This is a genomic window from Variovorax sp. J22R115, assembly GCF_030317005.1.
Classification (GTDB): domain Bacteria; phylum Pseudomonadota; class Gammaproteobacteria; order Burkholderiales; family Burkholderiaceae_C; genus Variovorax.
The window spans coordinates 259,739-276,576 of record NZ_JASZYM010000011.1; the positions used below are offsets into that span (position 1 = coordinate 259,739).

The 16,838-nt window shown below is 67.7% G+C and carries 19 protein-coding genes; 4 read left to right on the plus strand and 15 right to left on the minus strand.

Translation table 11 applies throughout. The features are described 5' to 3' along the window. Positions 1-3: 3 nt before the first annotated feature. Positions 4-714 carry an AraC family transcriptional regulator gene (locus tag QTI04_RS20840; protein ID WP_286617381.1) on the plus strand — a complete coding sequence of 237 codons (711 nt, stop codon included), beginning with the start codon at positions 4-6 and terminating at the stop codon, positions 712-714. Positions 715-786: 72 nt separating this feature from the next. Beyond that, positions 787-1,638: a DMT family transporter gene (locus QTI04_RS20845; RefSeq protein ID WP_286617383.1), complete on the plus strand. Its 852-nt coding sequence runs from the start codon at positions 787-789 to the stop codon at positions 1,636-1,638. On the opposite strand, the gene QTI04_RS20850 is transcribed toward QTI04_RS20845, so the two are convergent. From QTI04_RS20850 to QTI04_RS20880, 7 genes are all read right to left on the minus strand, one after another. After that, complete coding sequence (locus tag QTI04_RS20850; RefSeq protein ID WP_286617385.1) at positions 1,639-2,673, minus strand: NADP-dependent oxidoreductase; 1,035 nt, start codon at positions 2,671-2,673, stop codon at positions 1,639-1,641. 91 nt (positions 2,674-2,764) lie between these two features. Continuing rightward, positions 2,765-4,216: an aldehyde dehydrogenase gene (locus QTI04_RS20855; RefSeq protein WP_286617386.1), complete on the minus strand. Its 1,452-nt coding sequence runs from the start codon at positions 4,214-4,216 to the stop codon at positions 2,765-2,767. Positions 4,217-4,252: 36 nt separating this feature from the next. Next, positions 4,253-4,963, minus strand: coding sequence for an ABC transporter ATP-binding protein (locus QTI04_RS20860; protein WP_286617388.1), 711 nt, complete (start codon positions 4,961-4,963; stop codon positions 4,253-4,255). Further along, positions 4,960-5,727, minus strand: coding sequence for an ABC transporter ATP-binding protein (locus QTI04_RS20865; RefSeq protein WP_286617390.1), 768 nt, complete (start codon positions 5,725-5,727; stop codon positions 4,960-4,962). The genes QTI04_RS20860 and QTI04_RS20865 overlap by 4 nt, the downstream gene beginning before the upstream one ends. Beyond that, the gene (locus QTI04_RS20870; RefSeq protein ID WP_286617392.1) at positions 5,720-6,655 is read right to left on the minus strand and encodes a branched-chain amino acid ABC transporter permease; all 936 of its coding nucleotides are present in this window, start codon (positions 6,653-6,655) and stop codon (positions 5,720-5,722) included. The genes QTI04_RS20865 and QTI04_RS20870 overlap by 8 nt, the downstream gene beginning before the upstream one ends. Next, positions 6,652-7,527, minus strand: coding sequence for a branched-chain amino acid ABC transporter permease (locus QTI04_RS20875; protein WP_286617394.1), 876 nt, complete (start codon positions 7,525-7,527; stop codon positions 6,652-6,654). Before QTI04_RS20875 ends, QTI04_RS20870 begins: the two co-directional genes overlap by 4 nt. A 2-nt stretch (positions 7,528-7,529) precedes the next feature. After that, positions 7,530-8,723, minus strand: coding sequence for an amino acid ABC transporter substrate-binding protein (locus QTI04_RS20880; RefSeq protein ID WP_286617396.1), 1,194 nt, complete (start codon positions 8,721-8,723; stop codon positions 7,530-7,532). Positions 8,724-8,907: 184 nt separating this feature from the next. On the opposite strand from QTI04_RS20880, the gene QTI04_RS20885 reads away from it, so the two are divergent. Continuing rightward, positions 8,908-9,864, plus strand: coding sequence for a helix-turn-helix domain-containing protein (locus tag QTI04_RS20885; RefSeq protein ID WP_286601443.1), 957 nt, complete (start codon positions 8,908-8,910; stop codon positions 9,862-9,864). Here QTI04_RS20885 and QTI04_RS20890 read toward each other — a convergent pair. The 8 genes from QTI04_RS20890 to QTI04_RS20925 all read right to left on the minus strand — a co-directional run bounded on the left by QTI04_RS20890 (position 9,839) and on the right by QTI04_RS20925 (position 16,204). Beyond that, positions 9,839-11,122, minus strand: coding sequence for a HAMP domain-containing sensor histidine kinase (locus QTI04_RS20890; RefSeq protein WP_286617397.1), 1,284 nt, complete (start codon positions 11,120-11,122; stop codon positions 9,839-9,841). The two genes, QTI04_RS20885 and QTI04_RS20890, sit on opposite strands and share 26 nt — an antisense overlap. Further along, positions 11,119-11,808, minus strand: coding sequence for a response regulator transcription factor (locus QTI04_RS20895; protein ID WP_286601441.1), 690 nt, complete (start codon positions 11,806-11,808; stop codon positions 11,119-11,121). The genes QTI04_RS20890 and QTI04_RS20895 overlap by 4 nt, the downstream gene beginning before the upstream one ends. 34 nt (positions 11,809-11,842) lie before the next feature. After that, positions 11,843-12,346 carry a DUF4260 domain-containing protein gene (locus tag QTI04_RS20900; protein ID WP_286617398.1) on the minus strand — a complete coding sequence of 168 codons (504 nt, stop codon included), beginning with the start codon at positions 12,344-12,346 and terminating at the stop codon, positions 11,843-11,845. Continuing rightward, positions 12,347-12,802 (minus strand): Spy/CpxP family protein refolding chaperone, encoded by a 456-nt coding sequence (locus QTI04_RS20905; protein ID WP_286601439.1) that lies wholly within the window; start codon positions 12,800-12,802, stop codon positions 12,347-12,349. It lies immediately after the preceding gene. Between the two features lie 110 nt (positions 12,803-12,912). After that, positions 12,913-14,715 (minus strand): phosphoenolpyruvate--protein phosphotransferase, encoded by a 1,803-nt coding sequence (gene ptsP / locus QTI04_RS20910; protein ID WP_286617400.1) that lies wholly within the window; start codon positions 14,713-14,715, stop codon positions 12,913-12,915. A 145-nt stretch (positions 14,716-14,860) separates the two neighbouring features. Beyond that, positions 14,861-15,130, minus strand: a complete 270-nt coding sequence (locus QTI04_RS20915) for an HPr family phosphocarrier protein (RefSeq protein WP_286601437.1) — start codon at positions 15,128-15,130, stop codon at positions 14,861-14,863. After that, entirely contained in the window at positions 15,099-15,554 is a 456-nt protein-coding gene (locus tag QTI04_RS20920) for a PTS sugar transporter subunit IIA (protein ID WP_028250934.1), read from the minus strand. Before QTI04_RS20920 ends, QTI04_RS20915 begins: the two co-directional genes overlap by 32 nt. 110 nt (positions 15,555-15,664) lie before the next feature. Then, positions 15,665-16,204 carry a hypothetical protein gene (locus QTI04_RS20925; protein ID WP_286601436.1) on the minus strand — a complete coding sequence of 180 codons (540 nt, stop codon included), beginning with the start codon at positions 16,202-16,204 and terminating at the stop codon, positions 15,665-15,667. 99 nt (positions 16,205-16,303) lie between these two features. On the opposite strand from QTI04_RS20925, the gene QTI04_RS20930 reads away from it, so the two are divergent. After that, the gene (locus tag QTI04_RS20930) at positions 16,304-16,801 is read left to right on the plus strand and encodes a TlpA disulfide reductase family protein (RefSeq protein ID WP_286617403.1); all 498 of its coding nucleotides are present in this window, start codon (positions 16,304-16,306) and stop codon (positions 16,799-16,801) included. The last annotated feature ends 37 nt before the right edge of the window (positions 16,802-16,838 follow it).

The window sequence follows — 16,838 nt, forward strand, 5'->3', positions numbered from 1 at the left end:
CCCATGCAGCTCCGCGACGCTCCATCCAGTTCATCCGGCCTCACGCTGCGCCGTTACGGCGCCTCGCGCGGGAGCCATGCGCACGATCACTTCCAGGTGCTGGTCGGGCTCGATGGCGTGCTCGAGCTGGAAGTGGAAGGCCGCGGTCGACGCATCGGAGCCGGGGACGGCTGCGTCGTCCAGCCCGGCGACTCCCATGATTTCGAGTCGAAGGACGGCAGCCGCTGCCTCGTCCTCGATACGACACAGGCTCTGTGGGCGCAATGCGCCGATCGCTCGCCGCTTGCGCCGCAGGTGCTGTCGCTGGGCCATTACCTTGCGGTTTGCCTGTCGCAGCCATCGACGCCCACCCTGGCGCTCCATCACGCGCAGTCCCTGTTGCTGGAGGCCTGGGGGCCATCGGTGCCGAACGGTCGCGGTCGACCCATCGATTGGCGCGCCCTCTCCGCGTGGGCGCAGTCGCACTGGCACAGGCCGCTGAGTGTCGCGGACCTGGCGTCGGTCGCCTGCCTCAGCCCCAGTCAGTTCGCCCAGCGCTGCCGCGACGAGCTGGGCATGAGCGCGATGCAGTGGCTGCGCACGCAACGGCTCATGCACGCGAGGCAATTGCGCGCAGGCGGGATGGCCGTGGCCGAGACGGCACGTCGCACCGGCTACCGCTCGCCTTCGGCACTGACGGCCGCGCTGCGCAGAGCCACCGGCCGCGACGACTGACGCCGCCGAATCGTCGCCGCGCGACGATGGTCCGGCGTTGCGCGACGATCGGTCGGCTTAAGCTCGGCCGCCATGTCTTCCACGCTGAACGCTCTCGCCGCCATCGCACTCTGGGCCACGCTTGCCTCGCTCGGCACATCGCTCTCGCATCTGCCGCCCTTCCTGCTGACCGGCCTCGCGCTGATGATCGGCAGCGTGATGAGCTGGCCGCTGGTGCTGCGCAATCCCCGCGCATGGGCGGTGCCGGTGCGCACGCTGGCGCTGGGCATCTACGGCCTGTTCGGCTTTCACTTCCTGCTGTTCATCGCGCTGCGGCACGCGCCGCCGGTCGAGGCCAATCTCGTCAACTACCTGTGGCCCTTGTTCATGGTGGTGCTGGCGCCGGTGCTGTTGCCGGGCGTGTCGCTGCGTCCGCTCCACGTGGTGGCGGCGCTGCTGGGCTTCGCGGGCGCGGCGATCGCGATCCTCGGTGCACGCAGTGGCATCTCGACGAGCGCCGCCGGTGGCAGCTACTGGGGCTTTCTGCCCGCGCTGGGCTCGGCTTTCATCTGGGCCAGCTACTCGCTGTGGACGCAGCGCGTGGCCGCCTTTCCGACCACCGCGATCGGCCTCTTCGGACTGGTGTCGGGTGCGCTCTCGCTGGGGTGCCACGCATTGCTGGAGCCCTCCATCGCGCTCTCATCGCGCGACTGGCTGCTCGTGACGTTGTGCGGACTCGGCCCGCTGGGCGCCGCCTTCTTCTTCTGGGACATGGCGCTCAAGCGCGGCGACGCGCGGCAGATCGGAATCCTGAGCTACATCACGCCGCTGGCGTCGACCGCATTGCTGCTGATCGTGACGCAGCGCCCGCTGAGCTGGACCATCGCGCTCGCCGCAGTCCTCATCATCGCGGCTGCGGTGATGGGGACACGGGCGCGAGGGTAGTCAGTCGGCGACCTTGAGAACCAGCTTGCCGAAGTTCTCGCCGGTGAAGAGTTTCGTCAGAGCCTCGGGAAAGGTCTCGATGCCTTCGACCACGTCTTCGCGACTCTTCATGCGGCCATCCTTGAGATAGCCCGACATCTCCGCCACCGCGAGGTGATAGCGATCGGCGTAGTCGAACACGACCATGCCCTGCATGCGCGCCCGGTTCACCAGCAAGCTCAGGTAGTTCTTCGGGCCCTGCACCGGCGTCGTGTTGTTGTACTGACTGATGGCGCCGCAGATGATGATGCGGGCACCGCGCGCCAGCTTGGCCAGCGCCGCGTCGAGGATCTCGCCGCCGACGTTGTCGAAGTAGACGTCCACACCCTTCGGGCAGTGCGTCTTCAGGCCTTCGCGTACGGCAGCGGGGCCGGCCTTGTAGTCGATGCAGGCATCGAAGCCCAGTTCCTTCACGACCCACTCGCACTTGGCCTGACCGCCGGCAATGCCGACCGCGCGACAGCCCTTGATCTTCGCGAGCTGGCCGACGGTCTGGCCGACCGCGCCAGCGGCACCGGAGACCAGGACGGTTTCGCCGGGCTTGGGTTCGCCGATGTCCATCAGGCCGAAGTACCCGGTCATGCCCGGCATGCCGAGCACGTTGAGCCATTGCGTGATCGAGCCGACATTCAGGTCGATCTTCGTGAGGCCGGCCCGCTTGATCTCCTCCTGTGGGACCAGCGCGTACTCCTGCACTCCGAGCGTGCCGTACACGATGTCCCCGACCGCGAACGCCGGGTTGCGCGAGGCCGTGACACGCCCCACGCCACCGGCGCGCATGACGGCGCCGATCTCGACGGGCGGGATGTAGCTCTTGCCTTCGTTCATCCAGCCGCGCATGGCGGGGTCGAGCGAGAGCGACAGCGTCTTGACGAGAACTCCGCCTTCGGCCGGCTCGCCCGCCGGCTCGGTGGTGAACTGCCAGTTGTCGCGCGTGGCCATGCCTTCGGGCCGCTTGGCGAGGCGGACCTGGTGATTGGTGAGGGTGCTGCTCATGCTCATGTCTCCTTGGGAGCTGTCTGGGGCAGCCAGATCGTAGCCCCGGCCTCCTCGCACGCCGGTAGCGAAGGCGACAAGCAGCAGGCCGTCAGAAGGGGTAATGCCTCGGTGTGGTCTGCACCGTGATCCAGCGCAACTCTGTGAAAGCCTCCACACCGGCCTTGCCGCCGAAGCGGCCGTAGCCCGAGGCCTTGACGCCGCCGAAGGGCATCTGCGCCTCGTCGTGCACCGTGGGGCCGTTGACGTGGCAGATGCCGGCCTCGATGCGACGCGCGACATTCCAGGCGCGCGCCACATCGCGGCCGAACACTGCGGAAGAAAGGCCGAACTCGTTGTCGTTGGCCGTCGCGACGGCCTGCTCCACGCCGTCGACACGCACGACCGCCTTCACCGGTCCGAAGGATTCCTCGCGGTAGATGAGCATGTCGGGCGTGACGTGGTCGAGCACCGTGGCCGGCATCAGCGTGTTCTCGGCGCGGCCACCGCACACCAGCTTCGCGCCCTTGGCAAGCGCGTCGTCGATGAGTGCGTTGCAACGCGTCACCGTGCTCGCATCGACGACCGAGCCGAGCACCACCGGGCCCTCTCGCGGGTCGCCCACCGGCAGGCTCCTGGCCTTGGCCGCGAACTTGGCGACGAACTCGTCGGCGACGGCCGCGTCCACCACGATGCGTTCGGTCGACATGCAGATCTGCCCCGAGTTGGCGAAAGCGCCGAAGGCAGCGGCATTCACCGCGGCATCGATGTCGGCGTCGTCCAGCACGACCAACGGCGCCTTGCCACCGAGTTCGAGCACCACGGGCTTGAGGTACTTGGCGCAGGTCTGCGCGATGATCCGGCCCACCCGCGTGGAGCCCGTGAAGTTGACGCGGCGCACCGCCGGGTGCGCCACCATCGCCTCGACGACCGCGCCCGCATCGGCCGGTGCGTTGGTCACGAAGTTCACCACGCCGGACGGCAGGCCGGCCTCGTTGATGGCGTCGACGATGAGCGCGTGCGTCTCGGGGCACAGCTCCGATCCCTTGAGCACCACCGTGTTGCCGCAAGCCAGCGGCGTCGCGATGGCGCGGGTGGCGAGGATCACCGGCGCGTTCCACGGCGCGATGCCGACCACCACGCCGGCCGCCTGCCGCACGCCCATCGAGAGGCTGCCGGGCACATCGGACGGGATGACCTCGCCACTGATCTGCGTCGTCAGCGCGGCGGCTTCGGTGAGGATGCCGGCGGCCAGGTGGACATTGAAGCCGGCCCACATCGCCGAGGCGCCCGTCTCGCGCGCCATGGCTTGCACGAAGGCGTCGGTGCGGGATTCGAGCGCATGCGCCGCCTTCAGCAGCAAGGCACGACGTTCACCCGGCCCGGTCTGCGACCATGCAGCAAAAGCGGCGTGCGCGGCTTCGACGGCTGCAATCGCATCTGCCGGCGTAGCCGCCGGCGCGCGCGTGGCAACTTCTCCGTCGAGCGGATTGCGCCGCTCGAAGCTGGCACCGCCCGCGGCCTGGCGCCGCTCGCCGTTGATGAGCATGGAGATGGTGGTCATGCGAAGTCCTCTAGCTGAAAAAGGGATTGGGGTGATTCAGGCCACACCGAGATAGGCCTGCCGGATCACGTCGGAATGAAGAAGGTCTTGCGCATCGCCCGAAGCGACGATCTTTCCGCGTTCCAGTACATAGCCGCGGTCTGCCGCCTGCAGCGCCTTGCGCACGTTCTGCTCGACCATCAGCACGGTCACGCCCTGGGCCGCGATGCGACGCACGATGGCAAGCAGTTCATCGACCATGCGCGGCGCGAGGCCGAGCGAGGGCTCGTCGAGCATCAGCAGGCGCGGCCCGCTCATCATGGCGCGAGCGACGGCCACCATCTGCTGCTCGCCGCCGCTCATCGTGCCGGCGAGTTGGGTGGAGCGCTCCTTGAGGCGCGGGAAATCCTTGAAGGCGCGGGCGAGGCGTTCGGTGCGCAGGCGCGGCGGCGAGAGCCAGGCGCCCAACTCCAGGTTCTCGGTGACCGTCATCTGCGGGAAGAGCTGCCGGCCCTCGGCGACCAGCGCGAGCCCCTGGCGCACACAGGCCGTGGCCTCGCCCGAAGGCAGTGCCACGCCGTCGAGCACGACCTCGCCGTCTCGCGGCAGCAATCCGGCGAGGGCCTTCAGCAGCGTCGTCTTGCCGGCGCCGTTCGGCCCCAGCACGACGGTGATGCCCGGGAGCACGTCGAGGTCCAGCCCCTGCAGCACCTGGAAGCCGTGATAGCCCGCGGCCAGACCGCGAACCCGTAGCTCGCTGGAACTCATGCCGCGCCCTCCATCTCGTCACCCAGGTAAGCCTCGACCACCTCGGCGTTGCGCACCACGTCGGCCGGCGTGCCGTCGGCGATCTTGCGGCCCTGGTGCAGCACGAGCACGCGCTCTACGTATTTCAGCAGCGTCGTGACCGCATGCTCGATCCACACCACCGTGAGTCCGTGGTCGTCGCGCAGCCGGCGAATGCGGCGCGCCATTGCGTCGACTTCCGCTTCGGTCAGGCCTGCCGCGACCTCATCCAGCAGCAGCACACGCGGCCGCGTGCCGAGCGCCATGCCGATCTCCAGCAGGCGCTGCTGCGACGGCGTCACGTCCGCCGCGATGCGATCGGCCAGCGCGGAAAGCCCGAGCATGTCGAGGATGTCACCCTCGCTGCGCAGGCCGGCGATCGGCGTGCGATGGCGCCCCGCGAACTGCATGCCGAAGCGCACGTTGTCGGTGAGCGTCAGGTCGGCCATCACGCGCGGTGTCTGGAAGGTGCGTGCGATGCCGTGCGCGGCGTAGTGGTGCGGACCACGCCCCGTGAGGTCGACCGCGCCCTGCACCAGCAGCTTGCCGGAGGTCGGCGGGACGACGCCGGAGACGGCGTTGAAGAAAGTGGTCTTGCCCGCGCCGTTGGGGCCGATGATGCCGACCAGTTCCCCCGCATGCAGCCGTGCGCTGACGGCATCCACGGCAGTCAATCCTCCGAAGCGCACCGTGAGTTCGCGGGCTTCGAGCAAGGGGATCGCGGCCATCACCTGCGCTTCAGTCATGGCCATTCCCCCGCAACGCGGCGGCCTTGCGCTGCCACAGCGACGCCAACCCGTTGGGCAGGTACATCACGCAGAGAATCAGCAACAGCCCCAGCACCATCATGTAGCCGTAAGGCAACTGCAGCCGCAGCGTCTCCGCCAGCAGGCTGAAGACGACCGCAGCGACGACCGGGCCGCCGATGCTCGCCGCGCCGCCGATCAACGCGATCAGCACGGTCTGGAAGCCGATGAAGGGGCTGAACACCGCCGCCGGTTCGATGTAGGTCCAGCGCACCGCCATCGCCGCGCCGACGGCACCGGCAAAGGCGGCCGTGAGCGCGAAACCGGCGATCTTGTAGCGCCGCGTATCGACGCCCAGCGTCTGCGCGCGCTGCTCGTCGGCACCGATGCCCGCAAGCGCGAGGCCGAAGCGGCTGCGCTTCACCGCGATCGCGGTGGCGATGGCGGCGCCGGCGATCGCGAGCACCGTCAGGTAGACCGTCTCGTTCGACGGCACGACCGCGAGCACGCGGCCCACCGTGCCCGAGACCTGCTTCTCGACGAAGGTGACGGCATGGCGGATCAGCTCGGTCATGCCGAAGGTCAGCACGGCGAAATAGGTGCCGCGCAAGTGCAGCACGGCAGCACCCATGACCACGGCCACCACGCTCGCCACGACCGCACCGCTCACGATGACGAGTGGCCAGGGCAGCAACTCCAGCAAGCTCGCGCTCGAATACGCCCCGAGGCCGAAGAAGGCCGAGGTCGCGAGCGACAGGTAGCGCGTCGCGCCGCAGAACAGCGACCAGCTCGTCGCGAGTGCGATGTACATGAGGCAGCTCAAGGCCACCGACACCACGAAATCGGAGGCGATCCATGGCACCCCGGCGGCGAGCGCCAGGCCGAGGCCCAGCGTCAGCCAGGGCCTGTTGGCAAGAGGTGCCTTCATCGCGAGAACAATCCGTTGGGCCGCCAGATCAAAACACCGATGAACACGGCGTACGACAGCAGCATCTTGAGCGAGGGGCTCGTGAAATACATGCCCAGCGCTTCGACCACGCCCAGCAACAATCCGCCGACCAGGCTGCCCGCGATGCTGCCGAAGCCGCCCAGCGTGATGACGATGAGCGCCGTGACGGTGTAGGGCTCGCCCATCGAGGGCGATATCTCGTAGGTCATCGACAGCAGCGCACCCGCCACGCCCGACAGGCCCAAGCCGATGCCGAACATGAGCGGATGCAGCCGCTTGGTGTTGATGCCCACCAGCTGCGCGCCAATGGGCGACTGCATCAGCGCCCGCACGGCCTTGCCCAGCAGCGTGAGCTTGAGCAATGCGATGAGTGCGAGACTGAGCGCGAGCGCGATGCCGAACAGCACCAGCTTGTTGGCGGTGAAGCGCATGTCGGCAACCTGCACCGGCTCCGCCAGGTACTCGTAGCCGCGCAGGTCACCGCCCCAGATCAGCAGCGCCGTGTTCTGCACGAGGAACATCAGGCCGAAGCCGGCCATGAGGCTGCGCGCCTCGAACACATCCACGTTGGGCGCCCTCGCCGCGACTTGCCGGAAGCACAGCCAGTGCACCGCCATGCCGATCAGCATCAGCACTGCGAAGGCCACCGGCAGGAACACCAGCGGCGAGATGCCCCACGTCGTGTGGGCCCACCAGGTCAGGAAGGCGCCGAGCATCAGGAACTCGCCGTGCGAGATGTTCATGATGCGCATCAGGCCGTACTGCAGGTTCAGTCCGATCGCCACCAGCGCATAGATGCCGCCCGTGATCAATCCGCCGGCCAGCAGTTCGGCCCATCCACTCAGCGACACGCTTATTTCCAGGCCTGTTTCGGCTTCAGCTGCGCGGTGGCGCGGTCCTTGGGCCACACCACTTCGAATTCACCGTTCTGCCACTGGGCCACGGTGCCCGGGATCGAGGCGTTCTCGCTGCCGTCGAAGCGGATCGGGCCCAGGATGGTCTTGAACTCGCTCTTCGCGATGTGGTCGCGTAGCGCCTTGCGGTCGAGCCCCACCTTGCCCACCGACTGTTGCAGGATCTCGAGGCCTGCCCACGCGTGGCCGCTGGCCCAGCGGTCCGGCTCCTTGCCGAACTTCTTGCTATGGGCTTCGAAGTAGGCCTTGGCCTCGGGGCTGGTGTTGGCGTTCCACGAGCCCATGCCGATGACGCCTTCGGCATTCCCGGCCATCACATTCTTGTAGAGCTGGAAGGCGGTCCCCACCGAGGCGTAGAAGTACTTCGGGTTGAATCCCACTTCGCGCGACTGGCGGCTCGCAAGGATGGTGTCCGGCGGGTAGGTGATGCCGATGAAGGCGTCGGGATTCAGGTCCTTCATCGTACGCAGCACGGGCGCCAGGTCTTTCACACCGAGCGGATAGCTCTTGCGGTCCACGACCTGGATGCTGGTCTTCTTGAGCGCGTTGTTGAGCGCCGCGAAGTTCTCCAGGCCGAACAGGTCGTCCATGTAGACGATGGCGATGGTCTTCACGTTGTTCGCCACCATCAGGTCGACCAGCGCGCCCATCATCTTGTCGGGTTGCTGCAGCAACGAGAAGAAGTAGGGCAGGCGCATGTCGATCAGCTTGCGCGACAGCGCGGTGGGCGCCAGCATCGGATAGCCGAAGCGGTTGGCGAGCGGCGCCACCGCGAAGTTCGCGCCCGAGCCCCAGGGCGGCAAGATGAGGTCGACCTTGTCACTGCCCATCAGCTTCTCGTAGGTGCGCACGCAGGTTTCGGTTTCGCTGCGGTCGTCGTAGCCGATCAGTTCGATGGGCCGCTTCGCGCCCTTGACCGAGAGCCCGCCGGCGGCGTTGACCTGTTCGGCCCACAGCAGGTAGTTGGGTTCCTGGCTGACTTGCGCGCCCGCGGCCCATGGACCGGTGCGGGCGATGGCATAACCGACGCGCACCGGCGCGCCCTGCGCGAAAAGGCGCGGTGCAACGGCGGCAGCGCCGAGAGCGGTGGCGGTTCCCTGGATCCAGCGGCGGCGATTGGCGTGGCGAAACATACGGTCTCCTTCCGGGCGTCGAGGTGCGTCCGGTCCCGGCATCCTAGGAAGAATGGCCTCCGCGCGCTGTGCCCGCTGCGCACAAAGCAGTTGTCGCAGCGTGCACGCCGCTAGTGGTTAACCCGCAAGCCCGGGCGCGAGTCGTGCACCGGAAAATAGGCACAGCCTTTTAACGAACCAACCTATGACCGCGTCCCTCCTTCTGTCGACCGACGGCGTCCCTCCGCGCGAACGCGCGCCGGTCTGGCGCGAGTGGGTGTGGCGACACTTCGGCGGGCTGGAGTCGGACCTGTACGGCGACCGCGATTTCGACGGGCATCTCGCGGCCTCGCATGCCGGCGACGTGATCCTCACGCGCCTCGAAGCGAATCGGCATCGCGTGCTGCGCACGCCGCAGATGGCGCGCAGTAGCGAGGCGGCCTATCTGAAGATCGTGGCGCCCTGGCAAGGCTCGGCGGAAGTGGCGCAGCGGGGCCGCGAGGCTGCTGTGCGTGCCGGCGGCTGGACGCTCTATGACACCACCGCCGACTACACCGTCGCCAACCCCGAGCGCAGCGACCATCTCATCGTGATGCTGCCGAAGGAGCAGGTCGCAGCACCCGGCCTTCCGCTGGGCGACCTGGTGGCGCGCCGTGTCGGCGGCGGCAGCGGCATCTCGCGCGTGGCGCTGGAGACCATGCGCAACACCTATCTGGAGCTGCCCTACATGAGCGAGGCGGCAGCGCGCGGCGCGGGCGAACTCATCATCCAGCTCGTGCGGCTCTCGCTGATGGAACTGGCCGGGCAGGACACGCCGCGCACGCAGCGCGAGGCGCTCAAGGACCGCATCCGGCAGCACGTGGCACAACACCTGCGCGACCCCGCACTCTCGATCGAAGGCATCGCCCAGGCGCTGCGTTGCAGCAAGCGCCATCTGCACAACGCCTTCGCGGGCGACGACGACACGCTGACGGGCTACATCCTTCACCAGCGCCTGGCGTGCAGCATCCGCGACTTGCAGGACCCCGCGAACGCCACGCGTCCGATCACGGACATCGCGATGTCCTCGGGTTTCAGCAATCTCTCGCACTTCAGCCGCGTGTTCCGCGAACACACGGGCGGCAGCCCGAGCGAGTTCAGGCGGCAGGCAGCACGACGCTGACGGCGAGGCCCGGGCTGGCGTTGCGCACGGTGAACGTGCCGCCGTGGGCTTCGGCAACCAGCCGGCAGAGGTACATGCCGAGCCCAACGCCGCCGGTGGCGCGCTGGCGGGCACTGTCGGTCCGGTAGAAAGGCTCTGTCAGGCGCTCCAGTTGCGCGGCATCGACGCCCGGACCGAAATCGCGCACTTCAAGTTCGACGCCCTGCCCCGCCCTTCGCAGTGCGATGCGCGGCGGCTGTGCGGCCTCGGCGCCGTGCCGCAGCGCGTTGTCGAGCAAGTTGCGCACGAGGAGGCGGATGCGCGACCTGTCGAGGGTCAGCGTCGGCAGGTCCGCCGCGAAATCCAGCGTGATGCGTTGGCCGTCGGGATGCTCGCTCACCGCCTCGCGAATGAGCGCCGCCAGATCGACCGGCTCGCGGTGCAGCGCCGCATGCGGGCTGGCGAGCCGCTCGCTTTCGAGCAGGTCGGTGATCAGGTCGCGCATCTCCGCAAGATCGCGCAGGAGCGCGGCACGCTCGGTCTCGCCTTCGGGCGTCGCCGGCAGCAATTCGGCGTTGAGTCGCGCACGGGTGAGCGGCGAGCGCAGTTCGTGGCTCAGCGCCAGCAGCAGCGCGCGCTTGGCATCGAGCATGCCCTGGATATCTCGCGCCATCGTGTTGATGCGCTGCGCCAGATCGCCCAACTCGTCGCGGCGGCGCAGCGGGATCGGCACGTCGAACGCGCCGCGGCCGAAACGTTCGGCACCGGCGCGGATGTCGTCGAGCGGTCGCAGCAGCCGGCGGACGTAGGCATAGGCCAGCATGATCAGCACCAGCAGCAAGGCCAGCGTGATCCAGCCGATGCCCTGCGGCTCGCGCTGCCAGGGCAAGGTGCCGACACCGAAGCTCACGCGATGCCCGTCGGCGGTGGTGCGGCTGAGCCAGTCGCCGCGCGGGCCGAATCCGTGGGCACGGCGGTCGGGATGCGAGTCCCAGTTCACGCTCGGGCCTTCGATGCGGATGGAGATCGGAAGCCGCGCCACCAGCGCCTGCGCGCGCGCCACGTCGGGCGGTGTGCCCAGCTCGGTCACGATGCGGTCCATGTAGTCGGCAACCACGGGCCGGGCCGCGTCGCGCCAGCCGGTCGAGAAAGCGCGCTGCATGCCGCCGAGGAAGACCGCCGCCATCGCCAGCGCGAGCAGCACGAAGACGATGATCAGGCGCACGCGCAAGGAATGGCGCCAGCGGTGATGCCAGCGATGGCTTCGTCCCGCCTTCACGCCGGCCCGCTCCGGCCGACGGCCAGTGTGTAGCCGGCGTTGCGCAGCGTCTTGATGCAGTCCAGGGGCTCCAGCTTCCGGCGCAGCCGGCTCACCACGATGTCGACGGCGCGCGTGTACAGCTCGGCTTCGTGGCCGCGAAGGCGGTTCAGGATGTCGTCACGGCTCCAGACCTTGCCGGGCTGGTCCGCGAGCAAGGCCAGCAACTCGAACTCGGTGCTGGTCAGGTCGACGCGCTCGCCCTGGCGCAGCACCTCGCGCTTGTCGAGGTCGATCGACAGTCCTTCGAACACTCGGCGTTGCGCTGGCGCCGCCGCGGGCACGGTGCGCTGACGCCGCAGGATGGTCTGCACCCGCGCGACCAGTTCGCGCGGCTCGAAGGGCTTGGGCAGGTAGTCGTCCGCACCGAGTTCCAGGCCGACCACGCGGTCCATCACGTCGCCGCGGGCGGTCAGCATGACGATCGGGATGTCGCTTTCCTTGCGGATCTCGCGGCATAACGCAAAGCCGTCCATCTCGGGGAGCATCACGTCGAGGATGGCGGCGTCGTAGCTTTCGGCGCGGAGCTTGGCGAGGCCGTCGCTCGGGCTCGTTGCACTGTCGAGCACGCAGTCGAAGCGAGCGAAGTAGCTCGCCAGCGGAGCGCCGAGGTGCTCGTCATCGTCGATCAGCAGGATGCGCGGCATGAACCATTCTCGCTCGCCCTCAGCACGCCGGGCATCACCACGGATCGACCGGGCCGATGCGGCCGAGATGCGTGTTGGCGAAGCCCGTCGCGTACTTGAGGCCGTAGCCGAGCGCGCGGTCGAAGCCGATGTGGGCGCACCAGATCAACCCGGCGGCCATGGCCACCGGCGCATCACCCAGCGAAGCGATCACCAGCATCGCGACCGGCCCGATGTACGAATGCGCCGTGTTGTACGCCGCCGCACCGACCCGCGGCCCGGCCAGGTAGCCGAGGAAGGACAGATCGGGCAACGGGAACAGCATGGCGAAGGCGCCCCAGCCGGCGCCGAGCTGTGCATAGGCAACGACTGCCGCCACGAGTACAACCAGACCCTCGACCCGCAACACCCAACGAACGCCGCCCGAGGCAGCACCGACCAGAGCGCCGTCCTCCCCTTCCAGAGGGCCGCCGCGCAGGGCCGCTCCCAAGCGGCCGGCCCGTCCCCGGTAGAGGGTAGGCGAAGCGACACGAAGTGCGCGCAGCCTGGGGGCGAGCATCTACCCCCTCCAGCGACGACCGCGTTCCATGAAGTCCCGCACCTTTTGCTGTTGCGCGGGGTTCAGGCTGTCGAAGAAGTCCGCTGCGGCGGCAATCACCTCGGGACTGCCTGCTTGTATCGCCGCCGTCTTGTCCTCGACCAGCTTCTTCGCGCGCTCCTGGTCGAGCTTGGCGCCGGCGAACAGCGAGCGGAACTCAGCGCGCGGATCGCCGCCGCCGCGCAATGCCGCACGTTGCGCCTGCAGCTTCTCGGTGAGCACCGTCAGCTTCTGCTTCTGCGAGACGTCGAGTTCGAGCTTGCCGCTCACGCGCTCGACCATCCTGGTGCGGAACTCGGCCCGGTCCTGCTCCGATGCGCCGCTCCAGCCATGGCGATGACCACAACCCGCGAGGCTGCCGGCGACCAGTGCCGCGCTCGCGATACCGAAAAGGGAACGTTTGAACCAGCGTTTCATGAGAGTCTTCCTTCAACAACGATCGGAATCGATCAGGGAGACCCGATGGTGCGTTCGGGCCGCCGCGAAGTCCTTTCGCGGCGGTTTCGGCGTGTTTCGTTTTATTGCGGCTAGCGAACCAGCGCCGCCGCGGGATCTTCCGCCTCCAGCACGCCCTGCGCCCAGGCTTCGAGCTTGCTCGTGTCGGCCCGCAGCACTTCCTGCTTGACCGCCAGGATCTGCGAGGGGTGCATCGAGAAGCTGCGCAGCCCCAGGCCCAGCAGGAGCCGCGTGAACACGACGTCGCCCGCCATCTCGCCGCACACGCTCACGCCCTTGCCTTGGCGCCGGCACTCGGCAATCGTGTCGGCCACCAGACGCAGCACCGCTGGATGCGCCGGGTCGTACAGATGCGCCACGGATTCGTCGGCGCGATCGATGGCCAGCGTGTACTGGATCAGGTCATTCGTGCCGATCGACAGGAAGTCGAAGTACTTGAGGAAGGTCTTCAACGTCAGCGCGGCCGCCGGGATCTCGATCATCGCGCCGATCTTCACGTTGCCGTGCACCACGCCGCGGTTGTCGAGTTCCGCGCGCGCGAAGTCGATCAGCGAAAGCGTCTGGCGGATTTCGCTCACGTGGGCAAGCATCGGGATCAGCAGGTGAATCTCGCCGTGCGCCGCCGCACGCAGGATGGCGCGCAGTTGCGTGAGGAACATGGCCGGATCGGCGAGGCTCCAGCGGATGGCGCGAAGTCCCAGGGCCGGATTCAGGTGTGCATCGTCGCGCACCGATTTGCCGTCGAGCGGCTTGTCGGCGCCCACGTCGATGGTGCGGATCGTGACGGGCATGCCTTGCATGCCTTCGACCGCGCGCTTGTACGCCTGGTACTGCTCTTCCTCGTCGGGCAGGCGCGTCATGCGCTGCGCCTCGCGGCCCATGAAAAGGAATTCGCTGCGGAAGAGGCCCACGCCGACCGCGCCGGCCTTGACCGCGCCGACCGAGTCCTCCGGCATTTCGATGTTGGCGAGCAACTCGACGCGCTGCCCATCGAGCGTGATGGCCGGCTTGTGGCGCAGCCTCGACAGCCGCCCGCGCTCGAGGTCACCCTGACGCTGCTTGAACCCGTACTCGGCCAGGATGATGGGCGAGGGGTCGACGATCATCACGCCGGAATCGCCATCGATGATCACCCAGTCGTCCTGCCGCACGAGCTGGCTGGCGCTGCGTGCGCCGACCACGGCGGGGATGTCCATGCTCCGCGCCACGATCGCGGTGTGCGAGGTGCGCCCGCCCACGTCGGTCACGAAGCCGGCGAACACGCTTTTCTTGAACTGGAGCATGTCGGCCGGCGACAAGTCGTGCGCGATGAGAACCAGCGGCGCATCGAATGCATCGTTCGCGGTCGGATCGGACTGCTCGCCGTCTTCGTTTTCGGCGGCACGCTTGCGCCGGGGCGGGTTGGGCGCGAGCACCGCCGCCGTCCCTTTCATGCGATGCAGGAGACGCTCGACCACCTGCTCCAGATCGGCCTTGCGCTCGCGCAGGTATTCGTCCTCCATCTCGTCGAACTGCCGCGCCACCACCTCGAGCTGCGTAGTCAGCGCCCACTCGGCGTTGTAGAGCCGCTCGACGATCCAATGCTTGACGCCGCCCGTGAGCACTTCGTCCTGCAACAGCATCTGATGCACGTCGAGCAGCGCCGAGAGTTCGTGCGGCGCGTCGTTGGGCCCCATCAGCGCCACACTGGCCTGCAGCTTCTGCAACTCTTCGGCCACCGCGTCGCGAGCCATGCGAACGCGATCAATCTCGGTCTCGATCTGCTCCGGCTTGATGAAGTAGTGCGCCACATCGATGCGACTCGACACCACGAGGACCGCCCGCCCGATGGCAATGCCACGGGCAACAGGCAGTCCGTGGATCGCAAACGTCATGCAGCCGCCCCTAAGAAATAAGCGAGCGCGAAGCGCAAGCGCCGTTGATGAAATGCCGCAGAACCGGCTCCGCCGGGCGGCGGGCATTGCCCCCGGAAAGGGGGTGGGCGTTTACACGCAGTGAAAAAGTCTGGGGGTCAGCCATTTACTCGCCTTCCCCGAATTTGTCGTTCATGAGTGCCACGATGGCATCGAGCGCTTCCTGCTCGCGATCGCCATTGGTTTCGATTTCCACCGTCACACCGAGGCCTGCGGCCAGCATCATCACGCCCATGATGCTCTTGGCATTGACGCGGCGGTCGCCGCGCGCGAGCCAGACGTCGCAGGGATAGCTCCCCGCAAGCTTGGTGAGTTTGGCCGAGGCCCGAGCGTGCAGGCCCAGCTTATTGCTGATGGTCACGGATGTCTTGGTCACTGTGCTTTCTTCTTGCTTGATTCTGCGGTGCCGCCACCGCCACCTGCATCACGCCCGCAGTGCCCCCGGTCACCGCGCGCTGCACCAGCGTATCGAGCGGTTCGTTACGGTAACTCACCGCGCGCAGCAACATCGGCAGGTTGACGCCCGCCACGAGCCGCGAGCGGATGCCGTCGACCAGCTTCTGCGCCACGTTGCAGGGCGTTGCGCCGAAGACGTCTGCCAGCACGAGCACCTGGGAGCGCGGCGCGCGCTGGAGTTGCGCCAGCGTGATGCGCGCCGCAGCGAGGGTTTCTTCCGGCGAGACATTGGGCAGCACGTCGAGCGCGACGATCGACGGCTCGCTGTCCGGAAAGACATGCAGCGCGCATTGCCGCAACGCTTGAGCGAGCGGCGAATGGGCGATGATGAAGATGCTGTTCATGCAGGTCGGCGAGTCCCGTCAATTATGCGGGGGCGTCCGCCGGATGTAGAAATAGGACAACACGCAGCATCCCACAAACCGGTCATGAGCGCCCCTTCGCGTTTCCCGGATCACGGTAGTCTCAATCCTTCAAAGAACGTCTGGAGCGCGTCGAACGACGACGGCGTTCCCAGCACCGTCGCCTGGTAGAGGGCCATGCCGTCCGGACGCTGCTGAGCAAACCACAGGACGTGAGCCGCCTCGGCGTGACCGGCTCCCGCGGGCCCTTGGGTATCGAGACGCACCGGCGCGACCAAAGTCGATGCCCGAGGCAGGTTTGCCGAAGTTTCTGCGACCGGCGTGCCCGCAAGCTGCTGGGCCGTCGCCGCCCGCCAAGCTCGCATCCAGCTTTCGGCCTGCGCCACACTGCCGGCCGAGGCGTGCGCCACGGCGAAGGTGGCGCCCCCGGCCTTGCAGCCCGCCATGTCGACGGCCACTGCGTCAGTGCCGAGCGGCAACTGCCGCGTTGCGCGGTCGGGCTTGCAGGGGAGCAGCGCGATCACGCCGGCGTCCCCGACCGGGACTTCGCGCCAGTTGAAAGTGGGGCTGCACGCGAAGGCGACGGCAGCCAAGGCGATGGCCGCGAGACGGGAGGTTGAGGGAAAGGGCATCGGGAGATCGATTATCGAACGCATGCCGAACAGCCCTGCGCCCAGGTCCGGACGCGGTCAGGCGATGGGAACTAAAATCAACCGCCTCCCTCGATCACCATGAACAAAGTCATCTACGCTGCCGCAACCGCGCTCGCCTTGGCCGTCGGTGTCGGCGTGTACCTGAACACAGGGGTTTCCGCGGCGCCCGCCTCGACCTTCGTGCTCCTCGATGGCAGCAAGAAGTCCAGCGAGGACCTCAAGGGCAAGGTGACGCTGGTCAATTTCTGGGCTACGAGCTGCGTCACCTGCGTCGCCGAAATGCCCAAGGTCATCGCGACCTACGACAAATACAAGAGCCAGGGTTACGACACCCTCGCCGTGGCCATGAGCTACGACCCGCCCAGCTACGTCGTCAACTTCGTCGAAACGCGCAAGCTGCCGTTCAAGGTCGCGATCGACAACACCGGCGCCGTCGCCCAGGCGTGGGGCGACGTGAAGCTCACCCCCACCACCTACGTCGTCAACAAGCGCGGCGAAATCGTCAAGCGCTACGTAGGCGAACCCGACTTCGCCGAACTCCACAAGCTCATCGAAAAGCTCCTCGCCGAGGCGTAAAACAGGCTCGCCCTCAGGCTTCGCGCACTCCGCGTCG

Excerpts from the sequence above, each read along its gene's own strand:
- QTI04_RS20925 (WP_286601436.1), bottom strand. The coding sequence starts at position 16,204 with ATGCCCTTTCCCTCAACCTCCCGTCTCGCGGCCATCGCCTTGGCTGCC.
- QTI04_RS20865 (WP_286617390.1), bottom strand. The coding sequence starts at position 5,727 with ATGACTGAAGCGCAGGTGATGGCCGCGATCCCCTTGCTCGAAGCCCGC.
- QTI04_RS20920 (WP_028250934.1), bottom strand. The coding sequence starts at position 15,554 with ATGAACAGCATCTTCATCATCGCCCATTCGCCGCTCGCTCAAGCGTTG.
- ptsP (WP_286617400.1), bottom strand. The coding sequence starts at position 14,715 with ATGACGTTTGCGATCCACGGACTGCCTGTTGCCCGTGGCATTGCCATC.
- QTI04_RS20905 (WP_286601439.1), bottom strand. The coding sequence starts at position 12,802 with ATGAAACGCTGGTTCAAACGTTCCCTTTTCGGTATCGCGAGCGCGGCA.
- QTI04_RS20850 (WP_286617385.1), bottom strand. The coding sequence starts at position 2,673 with ATGAGCAGCACCCTCACCAATCACCAGGTCCGCCTCGCCAAGCGGCCC.
- QTI04_RS20840 (WP_286617381.1), top strand. The coding sequence starts at position 4 with ATGCAGCTCCGCGACGCTCCATCCAGTTCATCCGGCCTCACGCTGCGC.
- QTI04_RS20880 (WP_286617396.1), bottom strand. The coding sequence starts at position 8,723 with ATGTTTCGCCACGCCAATCGCCGCCGCTGGATCCAGGGAACCGCCACC.
- QTI04_RS20895 (WP_286601441.1), bottom strand. The coding sequence starts at position 11,808 with ATGCCGCGCATCCTGCTGATCGACGATGACGAGCACCTCGGCGCTCCG.
- QTI04_RS20930 (WP_286617403.1), top strand. The coding sequence starts at position 16,304 with ATGAACAAAGTCATCTACGCTGCCGCAACCGCGCTCGCCTTGGCCGTC.
- QTI04_RS20900 (WP_286617398.1), bottom strand. The coding sequence starts at position 12,346 with ATGCTCGCCCCCAGGCTGCGCGCACTTCGTGTCGCTTCGCCTACCCTC.
- QTI04_RS20860 (WP_286617388.1), bottom strand. The coding sequence starts at position 4,963 with ATGAGTTCCAGCGAGCTACGGGTTCGCGGTCTGGCCGCGGGCTATCAC.
- QTI04_RS20870 (WP_286617392.1), bottom strand. The coding sequence starts at position 6,655 with ATGAAGGCACCTCTTGCCAACAGGCCCTGGCTGACGCTGGGCCTCGGC.
- QTI04_RS20885 (WP_286601443.1), top strand. The coding sequence starts at position 8,908 with ATGACCGCGTCCCTCCTTCTGTCGACCGACGGCGTCCCTCCGCGCGAA.
- QTI04_RS20855 (WP_286617386.1), bottom strand. The coding sequence starts at position 4,216 with ATGACCACCATCTCCATGCTCATCAACGGCGAGCGGCGCCAGGCCGCG.
- QTI04_RS20845 (WP_286617383.1), top strand. The coding sequence starts at position 787 with ATGTCTTCCACGCTGAACGCTCTCGCCGCCATCGCACTCTGGGCCACG.